Genomic DNA, 25,052 nt, shown 5'->3' with positions numbered 1-25,052 from the left:
ATGCTGACCCCCCTCGGTTATCCACAGGCGTGGGGCACGCTCCGGTCCGGCGCGTGGTCCGGCGGGACCCTTCTCGACATGAACGGCAACGAGGAACACCTGGTCCAGTCCGTCACCGGCCCGCTCTCCGGGCAGGTCCCGCTCCAGATGCGCGGCCCGGCCGACATGGCCGAGATGCTGCCTTACCTGCTCGGCTTCTTCCCCGACGACAGCATCGTCGCCGTGGGTCTCCAGGGGCCGATGCTTCAGCAGGGCGGGGTCATCCGGCTCGACATCCCCACCGATCCGGCCGAGTGGCCGTCGGCCGCGGCCGACACCGCCCGGCTGCTCGTCACCCTCTCCGGGCAGCGGGACAGGCCGCCCGAGCAGGTGCTGCTCTATCTCTGCCAGGACGCGGCGGAAGCGACGGCCGCCGGTGGCTCCGCCGGCGACTCGACGAGTGGCTCCGCCGGCGGCTCGGCGGGCGGCGATCCGGGTGGTGGCTTCGGGGTGCTGGCCGGCCTCAGGCCGCTGGCGGAGCAACTCGCCCAGGCGTTCCGCTCCGCCGACGTGCTGGTGAAGGAGTCCTTGCTCGTCTCGGACGGGCGCTGGTGGTCCTTCCTGTGCGGCGGCGAGAGCTGCTGCGATCCGGCCGGGGTGCCGATCCGCTCCGTCCGGCTGCCCAGTCCGATCGCCGCGGCCGCCGCCTTCGCGGGGGTGGCACCGCGTGGCAGCCGGAAGGCGATCGCCGCCGGGCTGATCCCGATCGGGCCGCCGGGGGACGCGCCCGTCCGGGAGGCGATCGAGCTTGCCGGGCCGCTGCTGATGCACGAGCTCTCCGGCCCCGGCGGGCGGCCCGCGACGCTGGAGCGGACGGCCACGCTGCTCGCCGAGGTGCTGGCCGAGTTCGGCGCCGGGGCCCGCGAGCTCGACCGGGCCCGTGCCGCGCGCCTGCTGGTCGGTCTCCAGGACAAGCTGGCCCGCGACCGCGCGGCCGAGTACGCCGAGCCGGACGAGCTCATCCCTGCCCAGCGGCTGTGGCGCTACCTCGCCCGCCAGTGCGTCCCGCCCTTCGAGCACTACGCGGCACCCCCGCTGACCCTGCTGGCCTGGACATCCTGGCTGGCGGGGGACACCGCGACGGCCCGGGTGGTGCTGGCCCGGGTGCTCGATCTCGACCAGGGGTACACGCTGGCCCAGCTGCTGTACGAGTCGCTCAACGGCGGCCTGCACCCGGGCGAGCTGCACGACCGGGTCCGCGAGGAACGCCGGGCGCGCGAGCAGTTGGCGGCCCTCAGGCGGGCGGGCGCTACGGTTCCGCCGGACAACCCCGGGCCGCCGGACAACCCCGAGCCGCCGGTCGCGCCGTCACCGCCAGGGCCGCCGACTGTGGCGACGCCGCCTCAGTGCCAGCCGGATTCGCCGGACGGTGCAGCCGGTCCTACCGGGCCGGACGGGCCCGACCACGACTCCGCACCCGTCGCTCCGTCCGGAGCAGTCGGCCCGCCGACCCGGTCAAGCCAGGCAGACCGACCGCGTGTGCCCCATCAGTCCGGTGAGCCTGGCCGGTCCGGCCAGCTGCCCTCGTCCCGGAAGAGCCGCCGGAAGGCGCGCCGCTCGGGCCGGGGAGCCGGCGGTGGCGGCGGCCCCGCTTTCGACCTCCCCGAGGAAGCGGGCCCGCTCACGGTCCGCGCGGCCAGGCGGGCCCACCGTCCGCACCGCGCCCACCGGGCCAGGCGGGCCCGCTGAGCGGTCGACAGGGGCCGGTCGCCCGGGCTGCTCCGGTGTCAGAGCTCTCCGCGCGCCATCCGGATCAGCCGGTCGAGGACGACGCCACCGCTCACCCGCAGCCCGTCGTGTTCCCACTCATTGGTGACCCAGACGCGGACGTTCTGAACGGCGTCCGCGGTGGCCAGCGAGTCGGCGGTGTCGACGTACATGTCGTCGTGGTAGACCGCTGCCACCACCGGCACCTGGTTGGCCGCCAGCCGCTCCGGCGAGTACAGGTCCGGCCAGTCGGTGCGCTCCGCAAGCAGCTGGGCGGTCTCCCGCAGCGGCCGCAGGGCGGGATCGCTCTCGAACAGCGCCGGGTAGATCATCTCCCCGGTGAAGAGCACGGCCCGCCCCTCCCGGACCGCGGCTTCGGCGTCGAACTCGGGGAACTCCTTCCGTACGCGCTCCGCCGCCCACTCGGTCCCGGCCGGGTCGACCGACCGCTGGCCGTAGATGGATTCGTGCAGCACCGCGTACAGCGGGCCCTGAGCGAAGGAGAGTTGGGCCTGCACCCCGGCCAGGAAGGTGTCGGAGAGCTCGGGTCCGGCGACGCCCTCGACCCAGGCCTCCTCCAGCAGGTAGTGCAGCACGTGAGAGCCGCTCCCGGTGCCGAGCAGCATGCCGAGCCCCTGGAAGGCCTGCACGGTGAGCAGGCCGCCGCCCGGCAGCGCGGCCGGCCGCTCCAGCAGGTGCGCGGCGATCCGCTGAACCGCCGTCACATCCCCTGGGTAGCGGGCGTAGTGACCGGCGTTCTTCCTGACCACCCGGGGGTAGGCGGCCCGGTAGACGTCCTCGGCCGAGCTGCACAGGCCCGGCAGGCCGCCGGTGACGAAGGCCTCCCGCACGCCCTCCGGGGCGATCGAGAGGTAGCTCAGGACGCAGAAGCCGCCGAAGCTCTGGCCCAGCAGGCTCCAGCGGACGCCGTCCCCCAGTAGCTGACGGCGGATCAGCTCCGCGTCCCGGACGATCGAGTCGGCCCGAAAGTGCGCCAGGTAGTCGGCCTGCTGCTGCGGGCCGCCCCGCCGGGCCAGGGTCTGCCGGGTGGCGGGGGTGGAGCGGCCGGTGCCGCGCTGGTCGAGCAGCAGCACCCGGTAGTCGTTCAGGGCCCGGATCAGCCACCCGTCCCGGCCGACCGGGCGGTTCGCCTTGCCTCCGGGGCCGCCCTGCAGAAAGAGCAGCCAGGGCAGGTCGGCGCCCTCCTGGCCGGAGGCGACCACCTCCCGGGCGTACACCTCGATCTGCTCGCCCTCCGGAGTCCGGTGGTCGAGCGGCAGGTGGAAGACGTGGTCGGTGGTGACAATCCCGGGCAGCCGGCTGGCGGTGGACATACAACTCCTCGGTACACGCTGGTCACAGGCGCTGAGCGGTGGCCGCCCACGGTGTTCCCGGTGCGCCCGCCGCCGCCACCGCACCGTATCCTGACGCGGGCGAGGCAGTTGGGGGCCGGGTTCAGGTCGGCGCACTCCGGCCGCGAACGACTCGGGGGAGCCGTTGCCGACCGCCGCCGACAGCGGCTGGTCGAGGCGGTGCGACAACTGGTGCGGCAGGTGACCGGCCTGCCGATGACAGCTGGATCGGCGTGACCTGGGGGAGGTTCGGTGCGTTCAACCTGCGAGGCATATGCACCTACCGACCCAACGACACCCGCCCGATCGATGCCCGACCGAACGACGCCTGACCGAATGACGCTCGCCCGAACGACGCCTGGACGGCGCGTGCCCGGGAGCCGGAGCAGCGCGGCTCACGACACGGCCGGTCCGGGCATCCGGTACCGCACCACGGACGTGGCCTCGGAGCCACGCTCCCCGAGCGGTCCGACCGCCGCTCCGAACCAGCCGTACCCGCCCGTGATCGGCCACGAGCCCGGCCGACCGGCAGCCCAGCCGTCGACCGACCGAAGAAGGAGAGCCTGGTGACCGACCCAAGGCCTTCCCTGGGCACGCCGCCCCCCGCCGGGTCTGCCGCGCCGTCAGGTCCCGCCGCGGCAGCCCTGCGCCCCGCCCCCGGTGTCGGCCCCGCCGCCGCCCCGGCGGGACCCGCCTGGCCCGCCGGCGTCCCTGCGGCGCCGCCCCGCTCCTTCTCCCCGCCTTCCCACCCTGCGGCGCAGTCCGCACCTTCGCGCCCGCCGCACGCACCGCCCGGTGCACGCCCGGCCGCTGACGGCCCGTCGAGGTCCGGGGTCCTGCGTCCCGACCAGGGGCCCGGCCCCGTGCCGCATCCCGCTCCCTCGGCCGGTGCCCCGGGCCAGCCGCCGCGTCCGCCCGTCCAGGCCCGCCCGCAGCCCGTCGCCACGCACGCCACCGTGCTCTGCGTCAGCGCCCCGGCGATGGCCGCATCCGGGCCGGACGGCCAACTGCGGGGCCAGGGTCTGCACGGCTTCTACCGCGCGGGCGTCCGCACCCTGGCCAGGATGGAGGTCCGGCTCGGCGGGATGGAACCGATGCCGCTCCAGGGCACCCTCACCTCCGCCGCCGAGGCGCGCTTCGTCGGTGCCGTCCGCCTCCCCGGCGACCCCGATCCGGACCCGACCCTGACGGTCGAACGGCTCCGCCACGCCAACGGCGTGGAGACCGTGACGGTACGGAACACCGGCAGTCGTCCGGCCCGCATACCGCTGGAGATCGCGCTCGGCACCGACCTCGGACCGCTGGTCGAGATCGCGGTCGGCCATCGTTCGGCGGACCTCCCCGGGCAGGTCCAGTCGGCCGGGCTGCGCTGGGCGGGTCCCCAGCACAGCGCCACCGTCACCTCCCGTCCCTCGCCGCACGCCGTGCTGGCCGGCGCCGGTGTCCTGCGCTGGGACTTGGAGGTACAGCCCGGGGCCCGCTGGTCGGTCGAGCTGACCATGGCACTGGAGACCGCCACCCCGGTGGGGGTACGTCCGCCGACCGGCCGTGGTGCGGGAGTGCCGCTGCCCTGGTCCGAGCCCGAGGTCAGGTGCGACGACCCCCGAGTGGAGCTGCTGGTACCGCGTTCGCTGGACGCGCTGGGCGGCCTGCTGGTCGCCGACGCGGACCGGCCGACCGACCTGTACCCGGTCTCCGGCGCGCCCTGGCGGTTCGGCCTGACCGCCGCCGACGCCCTGTGGGCCGCCAGGCTCGTGCTGCCGCTCGGCACCCGCCTCGCGGCCGGCACGCTGCGTGCGCTGGCCCGCCGACAGCCGACCGCGGGCCCGCAGTCCGGGGTGATCCCGGGAGTGCTGCGGCACGCCGGCCCGGAGCTGCCGCCGTCCTGCACGGCCACCGAGGCGACCCTGCTGTTCGTCACCGTGCTGGCGGAGGCCTGGCGTTGGGGCCTGCCGCGCCACGAGGTCGCCGAGCTGCTGCCTGCCGCCGAGCGGGCACTCGCCGCGCTGCGCGCCAACGGCGCCGTGCCCGGCGACGCCGCTCAGCGCGACAGCGACGACAGCGGCAGCGCCGGCGGCGCCGATGACCGGCCGGCTGTCAACGGGCCCGAGGGGCCGGTCGGGTTCGTCACCGACCTCGGTCGTTCCGCCGAGGAGCGGGCCGCCCGACCGGTTCCGGCCCGCTGCGAGGTGCAGGCCCAGGCGCACCGGGCCGCACTGCACGGTGCTGAGCTGCTGGAGGCGTTCGGCCGTCCCGGCGCGCAGGAGTGGCGGGAGTGGGCCACCGGTCTCCGGGAGCGGTTCCGCGACCAGTTCTGGATCGACGACCTGTCAGGTGGCCGCCCGGCCGCCGCACTTGCGGCACCGGGGCGCCAGTTGCCCGCCGTGGCCTCGTCCTTCGTGCACCTGCTGGACCTCGGCCTGGCCGGGGACGGGGCGCAGCACGAGGGCCTGCTCGACCGTGAGCAGACCAGGATCCTGGCCCAGCGTCTGGTGACCCCGGAGTTCGACTGTGGGTGGGGCCTGCGCACGCTCAGCGCCAAGTCACCCCGGTTCAATCCGCTCGGCCACCGCAGCGGCGCCAGCCGGGTGCACGAGACGGTGCTCGCCATCACCGGTCTGGCCGAGGCCGGATTCGAGCGGGAGTCCCGGGTCCTGCTGGACGGGCTGTTGGACGCCGCCACCCACTTCGAGGGGCGGCTGCCGGAGATGTACGCGGGGGAGCAGCGGTTGACGGGGTGTCCGCCGGTGCCGCACCCCGCGGCCTGCCGTCCGGCGGCGCTCTCCTCGGCCGCCGCGGTCCACCTGGTGACGGCCCTGGCGGGCGTCCGGCCCGATGTGCCGGCCGGGCGGGTCACCGTCCGCCCGGCCAGCACCGCTCCGCTGGGAGAGCTGGAGCTCAGCGGCCTCCGGGTGGCGGGCGAGCCGTTCTCGGTCCGGGTCAGCCGGATCGGGGTGGCCGTCGTGGAGGAGGCGTCAGCGGAGCTCCAACTCGGCGCACGCTGAACCAGCGCTGACCTGAGCCGGGTCGACCCGGGCCCGGCCGAGCGGAGCCCGGACCGAGCGGAGCCCGGCGGAGTCCGTCGAGCCGGGCCGGAGCGCCGTCCCCCGGCTCATCTGACGAGGTCTGCCGACGACTGTGCTTATCGTCAGAGAGACGACTATGATCGTCGCCATGTCGCGTTATGACCCGTCGGCCTTCCCCCCGTTCGCTGTCACGGTCGACCTGGTGGTGCTGACGGTGCGGGAGCACGCGCTCTGTGCACTGCTGGTCCGACGGGGCGAGTCCCCGTTCCAGGGCTACTGGGCCCTGCCCGGTGGTTTCGTCCGGCCCGATGAGGGCCTCGCCGAGGCGGCCTCCAGAGAGCTGGCCGAGGAGACCGGCCTGCGCGCCCACTCCGCCCCGGGCCCGGACCCCAGCGCGGTCGGCGCCCACCTGGAGCAGCTGGCCACCTACGGTCACCCGCAGCGTGACCCCCGGATGCGCGTGGTCAGCGTGGCCCACCTCGTACTCGCCCCCGACCTGCCCACCCCGCAGCCCGGCGGCGATGCCAGCAGCGCCCGCTGGGCCCCGGTCGGCGACCTGCTCGGGCCCACCCCGGTCGAGGGCGTCCCGCTCGCCTTCGACCACGGCAGGATCCTCGCCGACGGCGTGGAGCGGGCCCGCTCGAAGATCGAGTACTCCTCGCTCGCCACCGCTTTCTGCCCGCCCGAGTTCACCGTTGGCGAGCTGCGTCAGGTCTACGAGGCGGTGTGGGGCGTCGTCCTCGACCCGCGGAACTTCCACCGCAAGGTCACCGGTACTCCGGGCTTCCTGCTGCCGACCGGTGGTACGACGACACGTCAGGGCGGCCGCCCCGCACAGCTCTTCAAGGCGGGCGGCGCCACCGTGCTCAACCCACCGATGCTCCGCCCCGAGTCCTGACCCGGCCCGCTTCCGGCCCCTTCCGACCAGCCCCGTCGCTGTCCCCTGATCGGGTGAGCTGGGCGGGCACGCCGTCGCTGCCGCGTCCGTAATGCCCGATTTCTTGCCCGCCTCGCCCTACTGTGCAGGCGCGGGGCCAGCGGCGCTCCGTGGCCCCGGTCGGCCGAGACATGGGAGCAGGCAGCGATGATCCAGATCACCGGACTGACCAAGGTCTACCGCCGGGGCCGTGCACCGGCGCTCCTCGACCTCACCTTCGACGCCCGCCCCGGCGTGGTCACCGCACTGCTGGGGGCGGAGGGCGCGGGCAAGACCACCGCCCTGCGGCTGATGGTCGAACTGGAACGCGGCCAGGGCATCGCCCTGTTCGACGGCCGGACGTACCGCAGGCTCCGCCGCCCGGAACGGCACGTGGGCGTGCTGCTCCCCGACGTCGGCCCCGGCGCCGGCTGGGGTACCGCGGCCGCCGGCGGGCATCCGGGCCTGAAGGCGGGCGCGCACCTGCGGATGCTGGCCGGTGCGGTCGGCGTCCGGGCCGCCCGGGCCGACGAACTGCTGGAGCAGACCAGACTGGCGGGCGTCGCCGAGCACCGGCTGCGCTCCTTCTCGCCCGGGATGCACCGTCGGCTGGCCCTCGCGGTGGCGCTGCTGGGTTCGCCCGGGACCTTGCTGCTGGACGCTCCGACCGAGGGGCTGTCCCCGCGCAACGTCGAGTGGTTCCACTCCTTCCTGCGCTCCTTCGCCGTCTCCGGCGGCACGGTCGTGGTCACCACCGGCACGCCGCAGGAGGCGGCGGTGCTGGCCGACCGGGTGGTCACCCTCGACCGGGGCCGCCTGGTGGCCGACCAGCCGGTCGCCGAGTTCCGCCGCACCAGGCTGCACCCCGAGGTGTCGGTCCGCGGTCCGCAGATGGCCCGGCTGGCCGATCTGCTGATCGAGCAGGGTCACCAGGTCCGCCGGGACGGCGGGGTGGGCCTGGCGGTGAGCGGCCTGGGTCGCACCGAGATCGGTGAACTCGCCTACCGCCACGGCATCCTGCTGCACGAGCTGGCCGACCGGGTGGTCGAGCAACCCGTCCCGCACCCGTCCCTGCCGACCGCCTCCGGACGCTCCGGCCACGTCCTGCTCAACCCGCAGCAGGACGCCCCGGGCACCAAGGGGCCGGGCGCTCAGCCGCAGAGGCAGCTCAGCCAGTCCGGACTGCCCGAGCAGGCCGACCAGTCCAACCAGGCCGACCACCCCAACCGCGTCAGCCACCTCCACCAAGCCGACCTCCACCGCGTCAGCCAGTCCGGGGCACCCGCCGAGCACCCCGAGGAGCAGACCGCCACCCTGGTCGCCCAGTCCACCGCAACCGCCCCCGACCTTCCGGTTCACGCGTCAGCCCTGAGCACCCGTCAGTTGTTCCGCGACGACGCCCCGACCGTCCACCCCAGCAGCCACACCACCAGCAACCCCACCAACAACCCCACCGTCCACCCCACCCCCCGGCCCGTCGCCGGGCCCGACCACCGGAGCGAGTGACCGTGCGCGTACTGGCATACGAGGTGCGGCGACTGCGCGGCCTCCGTTCCACCTGGCTGATCCTGGCCGCCGTCCTCCTCGCCGACGCCGCCGTGGCGGCGGTGCTGGCCCGGCAGCTGCCCTTCGGCGAGCTCGGCACGGCGGCCGCGGTCCGCTGCGTGACGGCCGTCGTCCCGCTGCTGCCGCTCCCGATCGCAGCGCTCGGTGCGGGGGCGCTCGGCGCCCTGTCGTACGGGCACGAGGTCCGGTACCCGGGCCTGCCCGCCGGCCGGGTCGCCTACCGTCGCCGGGTCGGGCTGCTCGTCGCCAAGCTGGCCGTGACCGGTGTGCTTGCGGCGCTGCTCGCGGCCACCACCGTGCTGCTGGACGTCGCGGTGCTGCGGCTGCTGCACGCGCCGGGGGCGCGGGTCGCCGCGCTGTTGGACCCGGCCGTGGCCGGATTCACGGACGCGCTCCGGCCGTTGGTCTTCTTCGTCGGCCTGACCGTGCTCGCGGGCTGGGCCGGCCTGCTGGTCACCTCGCTGGTGCGCAGCGCCGCCGCCGGCCTGCTGATCCTGTGCGCGGTCCCGGCCCTGCTCGAACCGGTGCTCTCGCTGCTGCTCCGGCAGAGCGGTCGGGTCTGGCCGGCCGAGCTCCGCGAACTGCTGCCGTTCCAATACGGGTTGGACCTGGTGCGGGGCGTCGACGCCCAGCAGCTGGCCGTCTCCTCGACGCTGGACGGCACGTTGCTGGCTGCGGTCTCGGCCCCGGCGGTGCTGTTGCTGCTGGCGGCCCTGCTGGTCCAGGTCCGTCGTCGCGCGCTCTGAGCAGCCCGCGCCGCACGCCCGGATCGGCCTACCGCAGAACGCTGGTGACGTCCTGTCACCAGCACTGGCGACAGCGGGGCGAAATGGCGGCTTCGGGCTGATAAGAAGTCAATTATCCGGTCACGGGCGATCACCCTTTCGTGTGCTTTTCACGAGAATTCTCAAGCCGCAGCCGCCGATCGCCGACAAAGGAGCTGTGAGTACCCTTGCGCACCCCACCATGAACACCGCTCGCCCGTCCGACGGAGTCGGACCCGGCGAGCTGGACCGCTTCTCCTACGCTGAACGGCCCACCCCGCCCGCCCCCCGCTGGGAGGGCGCCGAGTCCGAGCTGCGGGTCGGCCGGAAGACCACAAGCAGCCGGGGCCGCGGCCTGCACGGCCAGCTGGTCCAGCAGCTCGGTCAGATGATCGTCTCCGGCGACCTGGGCGCCGACCGCCCGCTGGTGCCGGAGGAGATCGGCCAGCGGTTCGAGGTCTCCCGCACCGTCGTCCGCGAGTCCCTCCGGGTCCTGGAGGCCAAGGGCCTGGTCAGCGCTCGGCCGAACGTCGGGACCCGGGTCCGTCCGGTCGCCGACTGGAACCTGCTCGACCCTGACATCATCGAGTGGCGCGCCTTCGGCCCGCAGCGCGACGAGCAGCGCCGCGAGTTGTTCGAGCTGCGCTGGGCGATCGAGCCGCTCGCCGCGCGGCTGGCGGCCGGCCACGGCCGGGAGGACGTCCAGCAGCGGCTGGCCGAGCTGGCCGAGCTGATGGGCCTCGCCGCGACCCAGGGCGACGTGGTCGGGTACGGCCGGGCCGACCTCGAACTGCACACCCTGATCCTGCAGATGGCCGGGAACCGGATGCTGGAGCACCTGTCCAGCATCGTCGGCTGTTCGCTCCAGGTCTCCGGCGCTCCGGCCACCTCCTGCGAGCGCCCGTCCGAGTCGGCGGTCAACCTGCACATCCGCCTGGTCGACGCGCTGGGCACCGGCGACGGCACCGCCGCCGACGCCGCCGTCCGCGCCCTGCTCACCGTGCACCCCGAGGTCGAGCACTCCGTTCCGGCCCCGCGCGAGCACTGAGCACCACCGCTCACCACGACCACCACCACTGACGATCACCACCGACCGCGAGCCCTGACGAAAAGGCAACGATCCGAGTACGGATACGCGTCGGTACCCAATGGCCCTTCAGCCGTCTTCACCTGCGGCTGAAGGGCCATGGCCGTCTCCGGGCCGGGCTCGGCACCGCCTCGGGACCGCCGGTGTGACCGGCGCCACCAAGGGCATGCGTAACACTTGAGGAGCGGCGGCGATGTGTACGGAGCGGAAGCAACTCCGGAATACCACCACCGTGTCAGAATGCTGTGTTGGTCTGCGGCGCCGCTGCCGTCCTGCACACCCCAGTCCTCAAGCCCGAGCCGGTCGGAACCGGGCCCGCGCACATCGCGCGTGGCCGCTCCTGTCGGCTCGGCAGCCAGTACTGGTGTCGAGTTAACTCATCGTCCGAGAGGTTGTTCGTGTCGGCCAGCACATCCCGTTCGCTCCCCCCCGAGATCGCCGAGTCCGCGGCTCTGCTTGCGCTCATCGAGCGGGGCAAGGCCCAGGGGCAGATCGCCGGTGACGACGTGCGTCAGGCTTTCGAGGCGGACCAGATCCCGGTCACCAAGTGGAAGAACGTCATGCGCAGCCTCAATCAGGTTCTGATTGAGGAGGGTGTGGACCTCATGGTCAGCGCGGCCGAGCCCACCGCCAAGCGCAAGAGCGTCGCGGCCAAGAGCACCGCCAAGCGCACGGCGGCCAAGGCGGTCACCACCCGCCCGTCCGCCCCGACCAAGCCGCCGGTGCGGATCGCGCCGTCCGCGAACCCCGTCGCGGCCCCGGTCGTCGCCGAGGTCCGCGTGGTGGAGAGCCTGGAGACGGACGCCGTCACCGGCGAGGTCAAGGTCGTCACCGCCAAGAAGGTGGCCGCGCCCGCGAAGAAGGCGGTCGCGAAGAAGGCCGCCGCCCCGGCGAAGAAGACCGCCGCCAAGAAGACCGCCGCCAAGGCGGGCGGCGACGAGCCCGGTCCCGAGGACGAGATTGAGGACGACGCGCTGCCCGGCGTCAAGGTCGACGGCGACGCGGAGCCGGAGGAGGAGTCGAAGGGCTTCGTGCTCTCCGACGACGACGAGGACGACGCGCCGGCCCAGCAGGTCGCGGTCGCCGGTGCCACCGCCGACCCGGTCAAGGACTACCTGAAGCAGATCGGCAAGGTCCCGCTGCTCAACGCCGAGCAGGAGGTCGAGCTCGCCAAGCGGATCGAGGCCGGCCTGTTCGCCGAGGACAAGCTGTCCGCGGCCGACAAGCTCGCCCCGAAGCTCAAGCGCGAGCTGGAGATCATCGCCGAGGACGGCCGCCGGGCCAAGAACCACCTGCTGGAGGCCAACCTCCGCCTGGTGGTCTCGCTGGCCAAGCGCTACACCGGCCGCGGCATGCTCTTCCTGGACCTGATCCAGGAGGGCAACCTCGGTCTGATCCGTGCGGTCGAGAAGTTCGACTACACCAAGGGCTACAAGTTCTCGACCTACGCGACCTGGTGGATCCGGCAGGCGATCACCCGAGCGATGGCCGACCAGGCCCGCACCATCCGCATCCCGGTGCACATGGTCGAGGTCATCAACAAGCTCGCCCGCGTGCAGCGCCAGATGCTCCAGGACCTGGGCCGCGAGCCCACCCCGGAGGAGCTGGCCAAGGAACTCGACATGACCCCCGAGAAGGTCATCGAGGTCCAGAAGTACGGTCGCGAGCCGATCTCCCTGCACACGCCCCTCGGCGAGGACGGCGACAGCGAGTTCGGTGACCTGATCGAGGACTCCGAGGCGGTCGTCCCGGCCGACGCGGTCTCCTTCACCCTGCTCCAGGAGCAGCTGCACTCCGTCCTCGACACGCTCAGCGAGCGTGAGGCGGGCGTGGTCTCGATGCGCTTCGGCCTGACGGACGGTCAGCCGAAGACCCTGGACGAGATCGGCAAGGTCTACGGCGTGACCCGCGAGCGGATCCGCCAGATCGAGTCCAAGACCATGTCCAAGCTGCGCCACCCGTCGCGCTCGCAGGTCCTGCGCGACTACCTGGACTGACCGGACCCGAGCTGGTCGAGAGCATCCTGAAGGGCCCGAAGCATCTCCGCTCCGGGCCCTTCGGCCTGTCCGCGCCCGGCTGTTCGTCAGCGCGGCGCCCCCTCCGTCCCTCGTACGGGTGGTCGCGGCGCGGCAGGCGCACGCCCCGTGATCGCTCCACTACGCTGTGTCGGTTGCTGTCGCCGACCCAGCTTGGAGATTCCGGTGCCGCCCATCCTGGACGCCCGCCCGACCCCGCCGTCCCCCCGGCGCCACCGCCGGGGGGTCGCCCTTGCGTTGCTCGCCACCCTCCCGACCTCGCTGCTCGCGCTGGGTGCGGCCACGCCGGCTCAGGCGCAGCGCAGGATCGTCGGCGGCCAGGAGGTCAGCACCCAGCAGTTGCCGTGGATGGTGGCGCTGGCGAGCCGTCAGCAGTTCGGCAGCGCCCGCTCCGGCCAGTTCTGCGGCGCCGCGCTGATCTCGCCGACCAAGGTGGTCACCGCCGCGCACTGCTTCTACGACGAGTCCACCGGGCACAAGGTGAACCGCCCCGGTCTGCGCGCCGTGATCGGGCGGGACGACCTGAGTGGCCGGTTCGGTCGCGAGGTCGAGGTGCGCGACGTCTGGGTGCACCCGGGCTACGACTTCTCCCGGAACCTGAACGATGTGGCGGTGCTCACGCTCGCCGCCTCCCAAGGCGACCGCCCGGTGATCGAGCTGCTCGGCCAGGGTGAGACGGAGCCGTACGCGCCCGGCACCCCGGCAACGGTGTATGGCTGGGGCGACACCAAGGGCGACGGGAGTTACTCGCAGCGGCTGCGCGGGGTGAACGTGCCGATCGTCTCGGACGAGACCTGTGGTCAGGCGTACTCGCACGGTAAGGACGGTGCCTACGACGCGAGCGTGATGGTCTGCGCCGGCGAGGAGAAGGGCGGCAAGGACGCCTGCCAGGGCGACAGCGGCGGCCCGCTGGTGGTGCACGGCAGGCTGGCCGGGCTGGTCTCCTGGGGCACCGGCTGCGCCGACGCCAGGTACCCGGGCGTCTACACCAGGGTGGCGGCGGTCTCGGACGCGGTACGCTCCGTGCTCTGACGGCCACGCTCCGACATATCGTCGGGTGACAGGATGTTGACACGCGCCGGAGCCGGACGGCTCACCCCCGGCTGGGGTGACCGTCCGGCTCCGGTCGGTCAGTTCTGCGCGCTCGCCTGTGCGAGCGGGGAACTCAGCGCTCGTCCTCCGAGGTGTTGGTGCTCGGCTCCGTGAGACGGCCGCTCTCGTCGTGTATCTCGACCGCGATCTTCTTGAGCTCCGGCTCGAACTTCCGCCCGTGGTGGGCGCAGAAGAGCAGCTCTCCGCCGCTCGCGAGTACGACGCGCAGGTAGGCCTGGGCGCCGCAGCGGTCGCAGCGGTCAGCCGCGGTGAGCGGGCTCGCAGGGGTCAGAACAGTAGTCACGTCGCCTCTTCTCTAGCTCGACGAGCTGTCGTACCAGGGTCAACATCCAACCAGGCCGAAAACGTTCCCGCTCGTGGCTTTTCTTCTCTGAGGATTCTGCTGTGTTGTTGCTGAGGACGTGCCCAGGGCGTCGGCGGTTCATGCCTACCGGTTCCCAGGACTCGCCATTCGGGTTCGAACTCCCGATCGGTCGGGGGTCGAGGTCCGCGTAGCATAATCCTCTGCTGGGTTGGAGCATAAGCCCCGTCCCCGACACAGGTAGCCTGCATATCGCCTGCTCCACCGCCTGCTCCCCGGGCGACGGTCCTTCAGGACCCGTGGTGGCAGGAGGAGATGGCGTTCCGGTGGCTCCGGATCCGGCGACGGCCTTGTTCGCGCAGCGCGTACAAGCTGCGCGGGCCGTCTCCGATGTGTCTCAGGCATTGGGAACACTGTGGGGTCCGGCCGGGGATGCACCGGGCCGGAAGTCAGACGAGTCAGAACGTCATTGAGGAGTGCACACCGAGTGAGCGCCGATCCGAACGCGTCGTCCGCCCTGCTGGCCGGAGACGACGGCTCCAACTACACCGCTCGGCACCTGCTCGTCCTGGAGGGGCTGGAGGCGGTCCGCAAGCGCCCCGGCATGTACATCGGCTCGACCGACAGCCGCGGCCTGATGCACTGCCTCTGGGAGATCATCGACAACGCGGTGGACGAGGCGCTCGGCGGCCACTGCGACCGGATCGAGGTGGTCCTGTACGAGGACGGCTCGGTCGAGGTCAAGGACAACGGCCGTGGCATCCCGGTCGACGTGGAGCCGAAGACCGGCCTGTCCGGCGTCGAGGTCGTGATGACCAAGCTGCACGCCGGCGGCAAGTTCGGCGGTGGCTCGTACGCGGCCTCCGGCGGTCTGCACGGCGTTGGCGCCTCGGTGGTCAACGCGCTCTCCGCGCGGCTGGACGTCGAGGTGGACCGCGGCGGCCACGTCCACGCGATCAGCTTCCGTCGCGGCACCCCGGGCATCTTCACCGAGCTGAGCCCGGACGCCCCCTTCGAGGCGGGCACCGGGGTGACCCGGAAGGGCAAGGTCGCGAAGGGGAAGACCGGTACCCGGGTCCGCTACTGGGCCGACCGGCAGATCTTCCTCAAGGAGGCCAGGCTCTCGCTGGAGACCCTGCACGCCCGGGCCCGGCAGACCGCGTTCCTGGTCCCCGGTCTCACCATCATCGTGCGTGACGAGCGGCTGACCGAGAGCGACAAGGTCCGTCAGGACACCTTCCGTTTCGACGGCGGGATCAGCGAGTTCTGCGAGTTCCTGGCGCCCGACAAGCCGATCTGCGACGTCCTCCGGCTGCACGGCGAGGGCAGCTTCAAGGAGACCGTCCCGGTGCTGGACGACCTCGGTCACATGACCCCGACCGAGGTCACCCGCGAGCTCGGGGTGGACATCGCGCTGCGCTGGGGCGCCGGTTACGACACCACGCTGCGCTCCTTCGTGAACATCATCGCGACCCCCAAGGGCGGCACCCACGTCACCGGCTTCGAGCGCTCGCTCGCAAAGACGGTCAACGAGGCGCTGCGTTCGGCGAAGCTGCTGCGGGTCGCCGAGGACGACATCACCAAGGACGACGCCACCGAGGGCCTGACCGCGGTGGTCACCGTCCGGCTCGCCGAGCCGCAGTTCGAGGGCCAGACCAAGGAGGTGCTCGGCACCTCGGCCGCCAACCGGATCGTCGCGGCCGTGGTGGCCAAGGAGCTGAAGTCGTTCCTGACCTCGGCCAAGAAGGACGAGAAGCTCCAGGCCCGCGCCGTGCTGGAGAAGGTGGTGGCGGCGGCCCGGACCAGAGTGGCGGCCCGCCAGCACAAGGAGGCGCAGCGCCGGAAGACCGCGCTGGAGACCTCCTCGCTGCCGGCCAAGCTGGCCGACTGCCGCAGCGACGACGTCGAGCGCAGCGAACTCTTCATCGTGGAGGGCGACTCGGCGCTCGGCACCGCCAAGCTGGCGCGCAACTCGGAGTTCCAGGCGCTGCTGCCGATCCGCGGCAAGATCCTGAACGTGCAGAAGGCGTCCGTCGCCGACATGCTCAAGAACGCCGAGTGCGCGTCGATCATCCAGGTCATAGGAGCCGGCTCGGGCCGGACCTTCGACATCGACCAGGCCCGCTACGGCCGGGTCATCTTCATGGCCGACGCCGACGTCGACGGTTCGCACATCCGCTGCCTGCTGCTGACGCTGTTCCAGCGCTACATGCGCCCGATGGTGGAGCAGGGCCGCGTGTTCGCGGCCGTCCCGCCACTGCACCGGACCGAGCTGACCAGCCCCAAGCGCGGGCAGGAGAAGTACCACTACACCTACTCCGACGCCGAACTGCGTTCCACCCTGCTGGAGTTCCAGCGCAAGGGGATGCGTTGGAAGGAGCCGGTGCAGCGGTACAAGGGTCTCGGTGAGATGGACGCCGACCAGCTGGCCGAGACCACCATGGACCCGCGCCACCGCACCCTGCGCCGGATCAACCTGGGTGACCTGGAGCAGGCCGAGAAGGTCTTCGACCTGCTGATGGGCAACGACGTGGCGCCGCGCAAGGAGTTCATCGTCGACTCGGCGGCCACCATGGACCGTTCACGGATCGACGCCTGAGGCTCCGTCAACAGGTGAGCCCCCGTCACCCGACGGGGGCTCACCTGTTTGAGTGAACGTATCTGCAAGCCGTCGCGAACGGCTCTGCAGCGGTTCCATGCTGGAGCGGTCAGGTGACCGGAGGCTCCCCCTCCGGTCCGATGCCGAGCGTGGAGCAGCCGTGGCCCAACAGGAGATCGCACCGCAGCAGGGCCCGGGCCGGGCCGAGGTGTACCGGACGGTGCAGGAGAGCGACGCGTTCCAGCAGATCCGGCGCGGCTACCGCGGCTTCGTCTTCCCGGCCACCGCCGGCTTCCTCGGCTGGTACCTGCTCTACCTGCTGGCGCAGACCGCCGCCCCCGGCCTCATGCGGGTGCAGGTGGTCGGCCCGCTGAACGTGGCCTGGGTGCTCGGCCTGCTCCAGTTCTCCTCCACCTTCGTGCTCACCTGGCTCTACGCCAGGAACGCCCGGTCCGGCCGGGACGCGGCCGCCCTGGAGCTGCGCTGGGACACCCAGGACCAGCTGCGGTGAACAGTGCCCAACACGGCCTGGCCGTCGCCCTGTTCGCCGTCATCGTGCTGGTCACCCTGGGCATCACGCTCTGGGTCGGGCGCCGGGGCCAGGCCGCCGAGGAGTTCTACACCGGCGGCCGGGAGTTCAGCCCGCTGCAGAACGGCCTGGCGCTCTCCGGCGACTACCTCTCGGCCGCCTCCTTCCTCGGCGTCACCGGCCTGATCTCGCTCTACGGCTACGACGGCGTGCTGTACAGCATCGGCTTCCTGGTCGCCTGGCTGGCGGTGCTGATGCTGGTCGCCGAACTGGTCAGGAACGCGGGCCGCTACACCCTGGCCGACGTGCTGGCGCTGCGGATGCGCCAGCGGCCGGTCCGGGCCGCGGTGGGCAGTGCCAGCGTGGTGGTCACCCTGCTCTACCTGGTCGCGCAGATGGTCGGCGCGGGCAGCCTGGTGGCCCTGCTGCTCGGCACCGGTGACGGTTCGGCGAAGACCTGGGCGATCGTCGGGGTCGGCGCGCTGATGATCGTCTACGTCACGGTGGGCGGGATGAAGGCCACCACCTGGATCCAGATCGTCAAGGCCGTGCTGCTGGTGGCCGGTTCGCTGCTGCTCACCGGGCTGGTGCTGGTCCGCTTCCACGGTGACCTGGCCGAGCTGATGCGGGCCGCCGCCCGGGGCAGCGGTGCGGGCGAGGCGTTCCTCCAACCCGGCCTCAAGTACGGGACCGGCCGGGTCAGCCGACTGGACTTCTTCTCGCTCGGGCTGGCCCTGGTGCTCGGCACTGCCGGGCTGCCGCACATCCTGTCCCGGTTCTACACCGTGCCCACCGCCCGGGCCGCCCGCCGCTCCACGATGTGGGCGATCGGGCTGATCGGTGCCTTCTACCTGATGGCCGTCGTGCTCGGCCTCGGCGCCGCCGCCCTGGTCGGCAGCGCAACCGTCCGGGCCGCCAATCCGGCCGGGAACACGGCGGTCCCGCTGCTGGCCCAGGTGCTGGGCGGGGGAGCGGGCAGCACCGGAGGGGTCCTGCTGTTCGCGCTGATCTCGGCGATCGCCTTCGCCACCATCCTGGCGGTGGTCGCCGGGCTGACCCTGGCCTCCTCGGCCGCCTTCGCCCACGACCTGTTCGCCCGGGCCTGGCGCCGCGAGGGCGAACGGCAGGTGACGGAGCGTCAGGAGGTACGGGTGGCCCGGATCGCCGCCGTGGTGATCGGTGCGCTGGCGATCGTGCTCAGCCTGTACGCCCAGCGGCTGAACGTCGCCTTCCTGGTCGGCCTGGCCTTCGCGGTGGCCGCCTCGGCCAACCTGCCGACGCTGCTCTACTCGCTGTTCTGGCGCCGCTTCACCACCCGGGGTGCGGTCTGGTCGGTGTACGGCGGCCTCGTCCCGGCCGTCCTGCTGGTGCTGTTCTCCCCGGTGGTCTCCGGCGCGCCGACCGCCGTCCTCCCCGGGCTGGACTTCCACTGGTTCCCGCTCGAGAACCCGGGCCTGGTCTCCATCCCGCTCGGCTTCCTGGCCGGCTGGCTCGGCACCGTCACCTCCCGGGAGGCGGCCGACCCGGACCGGTACGCCGAACTGGAGGTCCGCTCACTCACCGGGGCGGGGGCGGCTTAGAGCGACCGGCCGTTGGGCGGCGGCGCAGGCAGCACGTAGCGGTGCTCCGGCCGGCCGGTGTCGCCGTAGCGCAGGCTGAGCCGCAGTCGGCTGTCGCGCTCCAGCTGCTTGAGGTAGCGCTGTGCGGTGGAGCGGCTCAGACCGGTCCGGTCGGCGACCTCCTGGGCGGAGAGCGGGCGGCCGGCCTGGCGGAGCACGCCCAGCACCAGGTCGGTGGTGGGCGCCGAGTGGCCCTTGGGCAGGGTGGCCAGCGGGGAGGCGGCGCTGCGCATGGTGGCGTACATCCGGTCCACCTCGTCCTGGCAGGCCTCCCGGGCGGCCGGTCCGGCCAGCGCGTGCCGCAGGTCCGCGTAGCTGACCAGCTTCTCGCGCAGCCCGGCGAAGCTGAACGGTTTCACGAGGTACTGCAGGGCGCCGTGCTGCATCGCCGCGTGCACGGTGGAGACGTCCCGGGCGGCCGTCACCATCATCACGTCGCAGCCGATCCCGGCCTCCCGCATCCGGCGGACCAGGGCCAGGCCGGTCTCGTCCGGCAGGTGGTGGTCGAGCAGGACCAGGTCGACCGGGGTGCGCTCCAGCGCGGCCAGCGCCTCGCCCGCGCTGTGCGCCTTCCCGGTCACCCGGAAGCCGGGCACCTTGGCCACGTACGCGGCGTGCACCTCGGCCACCCGGAAGTCGTCGTCCACCACGAGTACGTCGATCATGGCGCTCCCACCGCGTGCAGGGCCTCGGGCAGTTCGACGGTGAACCGGGCGCCGCCGAGCGGGCTCCGGTCGACCGCGATCCGGCCGCCGGACCGCTCCACCAGCCGGCGGACCATCGCCAGGCCCAGGCCGCGCGGGCGGTGCGCGGGGGCGGCCTTGTCGGTCCAGCCCTCCTCGAAGATCCGCTCCCGCAGCTCGGTCGGGACGCCGGGACCGCTGTCGGCGACCTCGATCAGCAGGGCGTCGCCGCAGACCCGCAGGCCGACCATCACCTCGCCCTTGAAGCGCACCCCGCCGGAGAGCACGTCCAGCGCGTTGTCGACCAGGTTGCCGAGCACCGTGACCAGCGCGCGCGGGTCGACGGCCGCGTCCGGCAGGTGGCTGTCCGCGGTGATCTCCAGCCGGACGCCGCGCTCGGCCGCGACCGCCGCCTTGCCCGCCAACAGGGCGGCCACATGCGGGTCCTGGACCTGTTCGGCGATTCCGGCGGCGACCGCCGCGTGCGAGCCGGACTGCTCGGAGATGAACTCGGCGGCCTGCTGATGCAGTCCGAGTTCCAGCAGGCCGAGCAGGGTGTGCATCCGGTTGGCGTGCTCGTGGTCCTGCGCCCTGAGCGCCTCGGTCAGGCTCCGGGTGGTGTCCAACTCCCGCACCAGTGACTCCAGTTCGGTCCGGTCCCGGAGGGTGATCACGGCGCCGTCGTGCTCGGTGGCGGTCCGGTTCACCACCAGCACCCGGTCGTCCCTGACAGCGGGCAGGTCGGTGCCCTCGATCCGGCCGGTGAGCACCTCGGCCAGCCGGCCCGGCGGCAGCAGCTCGTCGATCGCCCGCCCGGTGCAGTCCTCGGGCAGCGCGAGCAGCCGCACCGCCTCGTCGTTGGCCAGCCGGACCCGGCCGCGCCGGTCGAGCGCCACCATGCCCTCCCGGATGCCGTGCAGCATCGCCTCCCGCTCCACCAGCAGCGCGGAGATGTCGGCGATCGCGATGTTGTGCGTACGCCGCTTCAGCCGCCGGGCCAGGACCAGCGTCGCCAGCAGCCCGGCCGCCAGGCCCGCGCCCGAGCAGAGCAGGATGCCCGCCACCATGCTGAGCAGCCGCCGCCGGATCGAGAGGTCGCTGATGCCGACCGACACCTCACCGACGATCCGGCCGTCCGCCAGCCGGAGCGGCACCTTGCCCCGGGCCGTCCGGCCCAGGGTGCCCTGCTGCATCGCGGTCACGCTCTCGCCGCGCAGCGCCGGCTCGGGGTCGGTGCTGACTCGGAAGCCGATCTTCGACGGGTCGGTGTGCGACAGTCTGATGCCGTCCAGGTCGGTGACCACCACGAAGCTGGCGCCGGTGGCCAGCCTGATCTGCTCGGCGTCCCGCTGGGCGGCCACCGCGTCCTGCTCGGCCGCGGCCCGGACGACCGCCTCGTCGGCCGCCGTGGACTGGGCGATCGACAGCGCCCGCTGCATGGCGTCGTGGTCCAGCTCCCGGCTCACCGGCGCCAGGAACAGGCCGGCCGTCACGGCGGTGACGCCGACCGTGACCACGGTCTGGCTCAGCAGCAGCTGGGCGAAGACCCGGCGGGGCCAGTGCGGGCGTCTCACGCGGGTCTCCTTCCGGGCGGTCGCGACGAGGTCGGTTCGGGTGGGATCGACACCATATGTTTCCCCGGTGTTTCTGTCAGCCCCCGCTCCGCTGTTGTAGCGGAAGCAAAAGGAGCAGAACAGCCCTCAACGCGGGGAAGTCGCAGTACGCCCGCAAGGGTGCCGCCGTGACCCGCGCCACTCCTAACCTCCGGGGCAGACACAGACCCGGCGACGGCGCCGGGACCTTCGGAGGTGGATATGAGCGGGCTGACAACCACAGCCCCGGCGATCGAGTTGACCGGTGCGACCAAGCGGTTCAGGACGCCCTCGGGCACCCTGCACACCGCCGTACGGGACCTCGATCTGACGGTGGCCCCGGGGGAGTTCGTCGCGGTGGTCGGCCCGACCGGCTGCGGCAAGTCCACCACGCTGACCCTGGTCAGCGGCCTGGAGGAGCCCACCGAGGGCGAGGTGCGGGTGCACGGCGAGAACGTCGACGGGATCAACAGCCAGGTCGGGTTCGTCTTCCAGCAGGACGCCGTCTTCCCCTGGCGCACGGTGCTCTCGAACGTGATGGCGGGCCCCCGGTTCCGCGGCGTCCCGGTGGCCGAGGCCCGCGAGCGGGCCAGGGACTGGCTGGCCCGGGTCGGCCTGGCCGCCTTCGAGGACCGCTACCCGCACCAGCTCTCCGGCGGCATGCGCAAGCGCGTCGCGCTGGCCCAGACCTTCGTCAACGACCCGAAGATCCTGTTGATGGACGAGCCGTTCTCGGCCCTCGACGTGCAGACCCGGGCCCTGATGTCCGACCAGCTGCTCGAACTCTGGGCCGGCACCGGCTCCTCGGTGGTCTTCGTCACCCACGACCTGGACGAGGCGATCGCGCTCGCCGACCGGGTGGTGGTGATGACGGCGGGCCCCGCCACCGTCAAGGAGATCTTCACCGTGGACCTGCCCCGGCCGCGCACCGTGGAGGCCGTCCGGCTGGAACCTCGGTTCGTCGAGCTGTACCGCGAGATCTGGGCGTCGCTCGGCGAAGAGGTCCGCATCACCCGTGAGAGAGGAGCGGGCAATGCCGCTTGAGTCCGCCGTCGTGGCCGCGCCCCTGGTCACCACCCGCACCGCCGCCCGTGAACGGGCCGCCCGGAACCGGAAGTTCACCGTGTACGGCGCCCGGGCCGGCGTCCTGGTCGCCTTCCTCGGCCTCTGGGAGCTGTGCGCCAGGACCGAGGTCATCGACCCGTTCAACTTCTCCCAGCCGTCGAAGATCTGGGCCCAGATCTGGCAGTGGATCACCCACGGCACCGCGCAGGGCTCGCTGGGCGAGCAGATCGGCTACACCCTCTACGAGGCCCTCACCGGCTGGGTGATCGGCGTGACCTGCGGCGTCCTGCTGGGCATCGCGCTCGGCCGGATCCGCTTCCTGGCCGACGTGTTCGGCCCGTACATCAAGGTCCTGAACGCCATCCCCCGGATCGTGCTGGCGCCGATCTTCCTGATCTGGTTCGGCCTCGGCCCGGCCTCCAAGGTCGCCTCCGCCGTGGTGCTGGTCTTCTTCCCGGTCTTCTTCAACGCCTTCCAGGGGGCGCGCGAGGTGGACCGCAACCTGATCGCCAACGCCCGCATCCTGGGCGCCGACCAGCGCAGGCTGACCCTCCAGGTGGTCATCCCCGCCGCCACCACCTGGATCTTCACCAGCCTGCATGTCAGCTTCGGCTTCGCCCTGATCGGCGCCATCGTCGGCGAGTACATCGGCGCCACCAAGGGCCTCGGACTGCTGGTCGCCGCCGCCCAGGGCACCTTCAACGCCGCCGGCGTGTACGCCGCGATGACCATCCTCGCCGTGGTCGCCCTGCTCACCGAGGGCCTGCTCACCTTCGCCGAGAAGCGGCTCTTCCGCTGGAAGCCGGCCGACTCCGGCGACGGCCGCTGACCTCCCTCCCCACCCCCGAAAGGCATCCACCCATGCGCAGAACCCTCGCCGCAGCGGCCGCCGCCACCCTGCTGCTCTCCCTCACCGCCTGTGCCAACGACGCCGCCTCCTCCACCCACGCCGAGGCCGGGCAGACCGTGGAAGGACCCAAGGTCAAGATCATGGTCGGCGGCCTGGACAAGGTCATCTACCTGCCCGCGATGCTCACCCAGCGGCTCGGCCACTTCGCCCAGGCCGGCGTCAACGTCGAGCTGATGACCGAACCGGCCGGCGTCAACGCCACCACCGCGCTGCTCGCCGGTGACGTCCAGGGCGCGGTCGGCTTCTACGACCACACCATCGACCTTCAGGCCAAGGGCAAGAACGTCGAGTCGGTGGTCCAGTTCTCACAGGCCCCCGGCGAGGTCGAGGTGGTCTCCGCCAAGCAGGCCGACGCGATCAAGACGGGTGCGGACTTCAAGGGCAAGAAGCTCGGCGTCACCAGCATCGGCTCCTCCACCGACTTCCTCACCAAGTACCTCGCCGTCAAGAACGGCGTCGCGGTCAGCGAGTTCAGCCCGATAGCGGTCGGCGCCGGACAGACCTTCATCGCCGCCATGCAGCAGGGCAGCATCGACGCCGGCATGACCACCGACCCGACGGTCGCCAACATCCTGGCCAAGAACCTCGGCACGGTGCTCTACGACATGCGCACCCCCGAGGGCTCCAAGGCCGCCCTCGGCGGGCTCTACCCCTCGTCCTCGCTCTACATGAACACCGACTGGGTGGAGAAGAACAAGGAGACCACCCAGAAGCTGGCCAACGCCTTCGTCAAGACCTTGAAGTGGATGAACACCCACACCCCCGCCGAGATCGCCGCCCAGATGCCGGCCGACTACGCCCAGGGCGGTGCCGAGCAGTACGCCGCGGCGATCAAGGCGACGCTGCCGATGTTCACCACCGACGGGGTGATGCCGCCCGAGGGACCCAAGACGGTCCTCGCCGTCCTCGGCGCCTTCCACCCGGACGTCAAGGGCAAGGAGGCGTCGATCGACCTCTCGAAGACCTACACCACGGAGTTCGTCACCAAGGCGGGCTGAGTCGCGGTTCCCTGACGGCCCCTTACCTTCCTGGACAGCGGGTGAGGGGCCGTCAGCATAACTCGTGGTGCTAGTGCCCGCTCAGCTCACGGATCGAGCGGACGTCCATCCGGACCGGAGTGGCCGGGCTCTTGCCGCAACTCTCCGCCCGGGGCGGTTCGCTGACACCCTGGACCACCTCGACCTGCCAGCGCCGTCCGTCGGTGTGCCGCACCTCGACCGGACCGTCCGACTGCTGAACGAGCGTCAGCGCATCCGCGCCGGTCTCACCGGTCAGCTCCCGGACCGCCTGCTCGGCGGCCTGGCCCGAGCGGTCCCAGTACGAGCGTCCGCGCGAGAATTCGGTCACGGTGTGCCCGGCGGCGGTCGCGGCCAGCACCTCCTTGGCGGAGGTGGGGGTCAGCCGCCCGTACGCGTAACCGAACGGCAGCACCAGCATGGTGGGGGAGAACCGGTGCCCGCCGAGGTGGGTCACCTCCCACACCTCGGCATGTCCGGCGGCCGCCAGTTCGGCCGCCAGCGGCCGCCCCAGCAGTGCGCAGCACCGGTCCCGGCGGCCGTTGGTGCAGACCAGCGCCAGCGGATCGCCCCGGTGCTCGGCACCGAAACCGCCGTGCACGCCCGCGCCGAGCGCGGCGAAGTCCAGCGCCAGCAGCTCGGCGGGATCGGCCACCGCCGTGCGCCGGACCCAGGAGTCGCCCGGCGCCGTGTGCGCCACGATCACCTCGTGCCGGGCGGTCGGCAGGCAGTCCGCATGACGCCCCGGGCGCCGGATCAGCGCGACCCGCACCCCCGTGCCCTCGGCCGCCGCATCCAAGGCCCGGCCCACTGCCGCATCCAGGTGACTCTCGGTCAGCGCCTTCGCACCCCACGGCCCCGCCTGCTCGACCAACAGCCACGTCGCGGCCGCCGCCGCAGTGGCAGCCAACGGCTCGGTCAGCTCACGCGAGAGAGTTGCACAGGTACCCACACAGGTAAGGCTACCTTTCGGCAGCCGCCCGGCCCCTGCGGCCAGGGGCTCAAGGAACGGCGAGGGCCACCTCAGCAATGGCCACCCATGCGTAGGCGGTCAGGCACGTTGTCATTTGACCCGCACGCCAGACACCCTCGCCGTTCCCCGAGCTCCTGGCTGGAGCCCTCCAAAAAGCTC

At 72.4% G+C, this 25,052-nt stretch carries 19 protein-coding genes; 14 read left to right on the top strand and 5 right to left on the bottom strand.

Going from position 1 to position 25,052, the window contains the following annotated elements:
• The first annotated feature begins 78 nt into the window (after nt 1-78).
• On the top strand, nt 79-1,728 hold the full coding sequence (locus tag ACKUU6_RS10245) for a DUF4192 domain-containing protein (protein WP_407988182.1): 1,650 nt from the start codon (nt 79-81) through the stop codon (nt 1,726-1,728).
• A gap of 38 nt (nt 1,729-1,766) precedes the next feature.
• Here ACKUU6_RS10245 and ACKUU6_RS10240 read toward each other — a convergent pair whose 3' ends face one another.
• A complete protein-coding gene (locus ACKUU6_RS10240) occupies nt 1,767-3,080 on the bottom strand; it encodes an alpha/beta fold hydrolase (protein WP_407988181.1) in 1,314 nt (437 codons plus the stop codon).
• 998 nt (nt 3,081-4,078) lie between these two features.
• On the opposite strand from ACKUU6_RS10240, the gene ACKUU6_RS10235 reads away from it, so the two are divergent.
• From ACKUU6_RS10235 to ACKUU6_RS10205, 7 genes are all read left to right on the top strand, one after another.
• Nucleotides 4,079-6,103 (top strand): glycogen debranching N-terminal domain-containing protein, encoded by a 2,025-nt coding sequence (locus tag ACKUU6_RS10235; protein ID WP_407992085.1) that lies wholly within the window; start codon nt 4,079-4,081, stop codon nt 6,101-6,103.
• Between the two features lie 169 nt (nt 6,104-6,272).
• Complete coding sequence (locus ACKUU6_RS10230; protein WP_407988180.1) at nt 6,273-7,022, top strand: NUDIX hydrolase; 750 nt, start codon at nt 6,273-6,275, stop codon at nt 7,020-7,022.
• A gap of 186 nt (nt 7,023-7,208) precedes the next feature.
• Nucleotides 7,209-8,546 (top strand): ATP-binding cassette domain-containing protein, encoded by a 1,338-nt coding sequence (locus tag ACKUU6_RS10225; protein WP_407988179.1) that lies wholly within the window; start codon nt 7,209-7,211, stop codon nt 8,544-8,546.
• A gap of 2 nt (nt 8,547-8,548) precedes the next feature.
• Nucleotides 8,549-9,352: a hypothetical protein gene (locus ACKUU6_RS10220; RefSeq protein WP_407988178.1), complete on the top strand. Its 804-nt coding sequence runs from the start codon at nt 8,549-8,551 to the stop codon at nt 9,350-9,352.
• A gap of 142 nt (nt 9,353-9,494) precedes the next feature.
• Complete coding sequence (locus ACKUU6_RS10215; RefSeq protein WP_407988177.1) at nt 9,495-10,418, top strand: FadR/GntR family transcriptional regulator; 924 nt, start codon at nt 9,495-9,497, stop codon at nt 10,416-10,418.
• Nucleotides 10,419-10,855: 437 nt separating this feature from the next.
• Nucleotides 10,856-12,454, top strand: coding sequence for an RNA polymerase sigma factor (locus ACKUU6_RS10210; RefSeq protein ID WP_407988176.1), 1,599 nt, complete (start codon nt 10,856-10,858; stop codon nt 12,452-12,454).
• A gap of 204 nt (nt 12,455-12,658) precedes the next feature.
• Nucleotides 12,659-13,525, top strand: a complete 867-nt coding sequence (locus ACKUU6_RS10205) for a S1 family peptidase (protein ID WP_407988175.1) — start codon at nt 12,659-12,661, stop codon at nt 13,523-13,525.
• 133 nt (nt 13,526-13,658) lie between these two features.
• Here the strand turns inward: ACKUU6_RS10205 and ACKUU6_RS10200 are convergent, their stop codons facing one another.
• Nucleotides 13,659-13,889, bottom strand: coding sequence for a hypothetical protein (locus tag ACKUU6_RS10200; RefSeq protein ID WP_407988174.1), 231 nt, complete (start codon nt 13,887-13,889; stop codon nt 13,659-13,661).
• A 505-nt stretch (nt 13,890-14,394) separates the two neighbouring features.
• On the opposite strand from ACKUU6_RS10200, the gene ACKUU6_RS10195 reads away from it, so the two are divergent.
• The 3 genes from ACKUU6_RS10195 (at nt 14,395) to ACKUU6_RS10185 (ending at nt 18,615) form a co-directional block, all read left to right on the top strand.
• A complete protein-coding gene (locus ACKUU6_RS10195; RefSeq protein WP_407988173.1) occupies nt 14,395-16,506 on the top strand; it encodes a DNA gyrase/topoisomerase IV subunit B in 2,112 nt (703 codons plus the stop codon).
• Between the two features lie 160 nt (nt 16,507-16,666).
• Entirely contained in the window at nt 16,667-17,017 is a 351-nt protein-coding gene (locus ACKUU6_RS10190; protein WP_407988172.1) for a DUF485 domain-containing protein, read from the top strand.
• Nucleotides 17,014-18,615, top strand: coding sequence for a cation acetate symporter (locus tag ACKUU6_RS10185; protein WP_407988171.1), 1,602 nt, complete (start codon nt 17,014-17,016; stop codon nt 18,613-18,615). Before ACKUU6_RS10190 ends, ACKUU6_RS10185 begins: the two co-directional genes overlap by 4 nt.
• Here the strand turns inward: ACKUU6_RS10185 and ACKUU6_RS10180 are convergent.
• Both ACKUU6_RS10180 and ACKUU6_RS10175 read right to left on the bottom strand, forming a co-directional pair.
• Nucleotides 18,612-19,319: a response regulator gene (locus tag ACKUU6_RS10180; protein ID WP_407988170.1), complete on the bottom strand. Its 708-nt coding sequence runs from the start codon at nt 19,317-19,319 to the stop codon at nt 18,612-18,614. The two genes, ACKUU6_RS10185 and ACKUU6_RS10180, sit on opposite strands and share 4 nt — an antisense overlap.
• Nucleotides 19,316-20,911: an ATP-binding protein gene (locus ACKUU6_RS10175; protein ID WP_407988169.1), complete on the bottom strand. Its 1,596-nt coding sequence runs from the start codon at nt 20,909-20,911 to the stop codon at nt 19,316-19,318. Before ACKUU6_RS10175 ends, ACKUU6_RS10180 begins: the two co-directional genes overlap by 4 nt.
• A gap of 240 nt (nt 20,912-21,151) precedes the next feature.
• Between ACKUU6_RS10175 and ACKUU6_RS10170 the strand changes: the two genes are divergently transcribed.
• From ACKUU6_RS10170 to ACKUU6_RS10160, 3 genes are read left to right on the top strand one after another with little or no spacing between them, the layout of a single operon-like run.
• Nucleotides 21,152-21,973, top strand: a complete 822-nt coding sequence (locus ACKUU6_RS10170; protein ID WP_407988168.1) for an ABC transporter ATP-binding protein — start codon at nt 21,152-21,154, stop codon at nt 21,971-21,973.
• A complete protein-coding gene (locus ACKUU6_RS10165; protein ID WP_407988167.1) occupies nt 21,963-22,823 on the top strand; it encodes an ABC transporter permease in 861 nt (286 codons plus the stop codon). Before ACKUU6_RS10170 ends, ACKUU6_RS10165 begins: the two co-directional genes overlap by 11 nt.
• 32 nt (nt 22,824-22,855) lie before the next feature.
• Nucleotides 22,856-23,902: an ABC transporter substrate-binding protein gene (locus tag ACKUU6_RS10160; RefSeq protein WP_407988166.1), complete on the top strand. Its 1,047-nt coding sequence runs from the start codon at nt 22,856-22,858 to the stop codon at nt 23,900-23,902.
• A 70-nt stretch (nt 23,903-23,972) separates the two neighbouring features.
• Here ACKUU6_RS10160 and ACKUU6_RS10155 read toward each other — a convergent pair whose 3' ends face one another.
• Nucleotides 23,973-24,872 carry a sucrase ferredoxin gene (locus ACKUU6_RS10155; RefSeq protein WP_407988165.1) on the bottom strand — a complete coding sequence of 300 codons (900 nt, stop codon included), beginning with the start codon at nt 24,870-24,872 and terminating at the stop codon, nt 23,973-23,975.
• Between the last annotated feature and the right edge of the window lie 180 nt (nt 24,873-25,052).

Origin of the sequence: Kitasatospora sp. CMC57, from assembly GCF_045866025.2 — a bacterium.
In the GTDB taxonomy this organism is placed as follows: domain Bacteria; phylum Actinomycetota; class Actinomycetes; order Streptomycetales; family Streptomycetaceae; genus Kitasatospora.
This window is presented reverse-complemented; position numbering and strand designations above follow the sequence as displayed.

Excerpts from the sequence above, each read along its gene's own strand:
- ACKUU6_RS10165 (WP_407988167.1), top strand. The coding sequence starts at position 21,963 with ATGCCGCTTGAGTCCGCCGTCGTGGCCGCGCCCCTGGTCACCACCCGC.
- ACKUU6_RS10160 (WP_407988166.1), top strand. The coding sequence starts at position 22,856 with ATGCGCAGAACCCTCGCCGCAGCGGCCGCCGCCACCCTGCTGCTCTCC.
- ACKUU6_RS10180 (WP_407988170.1), bottom strand. The coding sequence starts at position 19,319 with ATGATCGACGTACTCGTGGTGGACGACGACTTCCGGGTGGCCGAGGTG.
- ACKUU6_RS10170 (WP_407988168.1), top strand. The coding sequence starts at position 21,152 with ATGAGCGGGCTGACAACCACAGCCCCGGCGATCGAGTTGACCGGTGCG.
- ACKUU6_RS10230 (WP_407988180.1), top strand. The coding sequence starts at position 6,273 with ATGTCGCGTTATGACCCGTCGGCCTTCCCCCCGTTCGCTGTCACGGTC.
- ACKUU6_RS10225 (WP_407988179.1), top strand. The coding sequence starts at position 7,209 with ATGATCCAGATCACCGGACTGACCAAGGTCTACCGCCGGGGCCGTGCA.
- ACKUU6_RS10240 (WP_407988181.1), bottom strand. The coding sequence starts at position 3,080 with ATGTCCACCGCCAGCCGGCTGCCCGGGATTGTCACCACCGACCACGTC.
- ACKUU6_RS10235 (WP_407992085.1), top strand. The coding sequence starts at position 4,079 with ATGGCCGCATCCGGGCCGGACGGCCAACTGCGGGGCCAGGGTCTGCAC.
- ACKUU6_RS10245 (WP_407988182.1), top strand. The coding sequence starts at position 79 with ATGAACGGCAACGAGGAACACCTGGTCCAGTCCGTCACCGGCCCGCTC.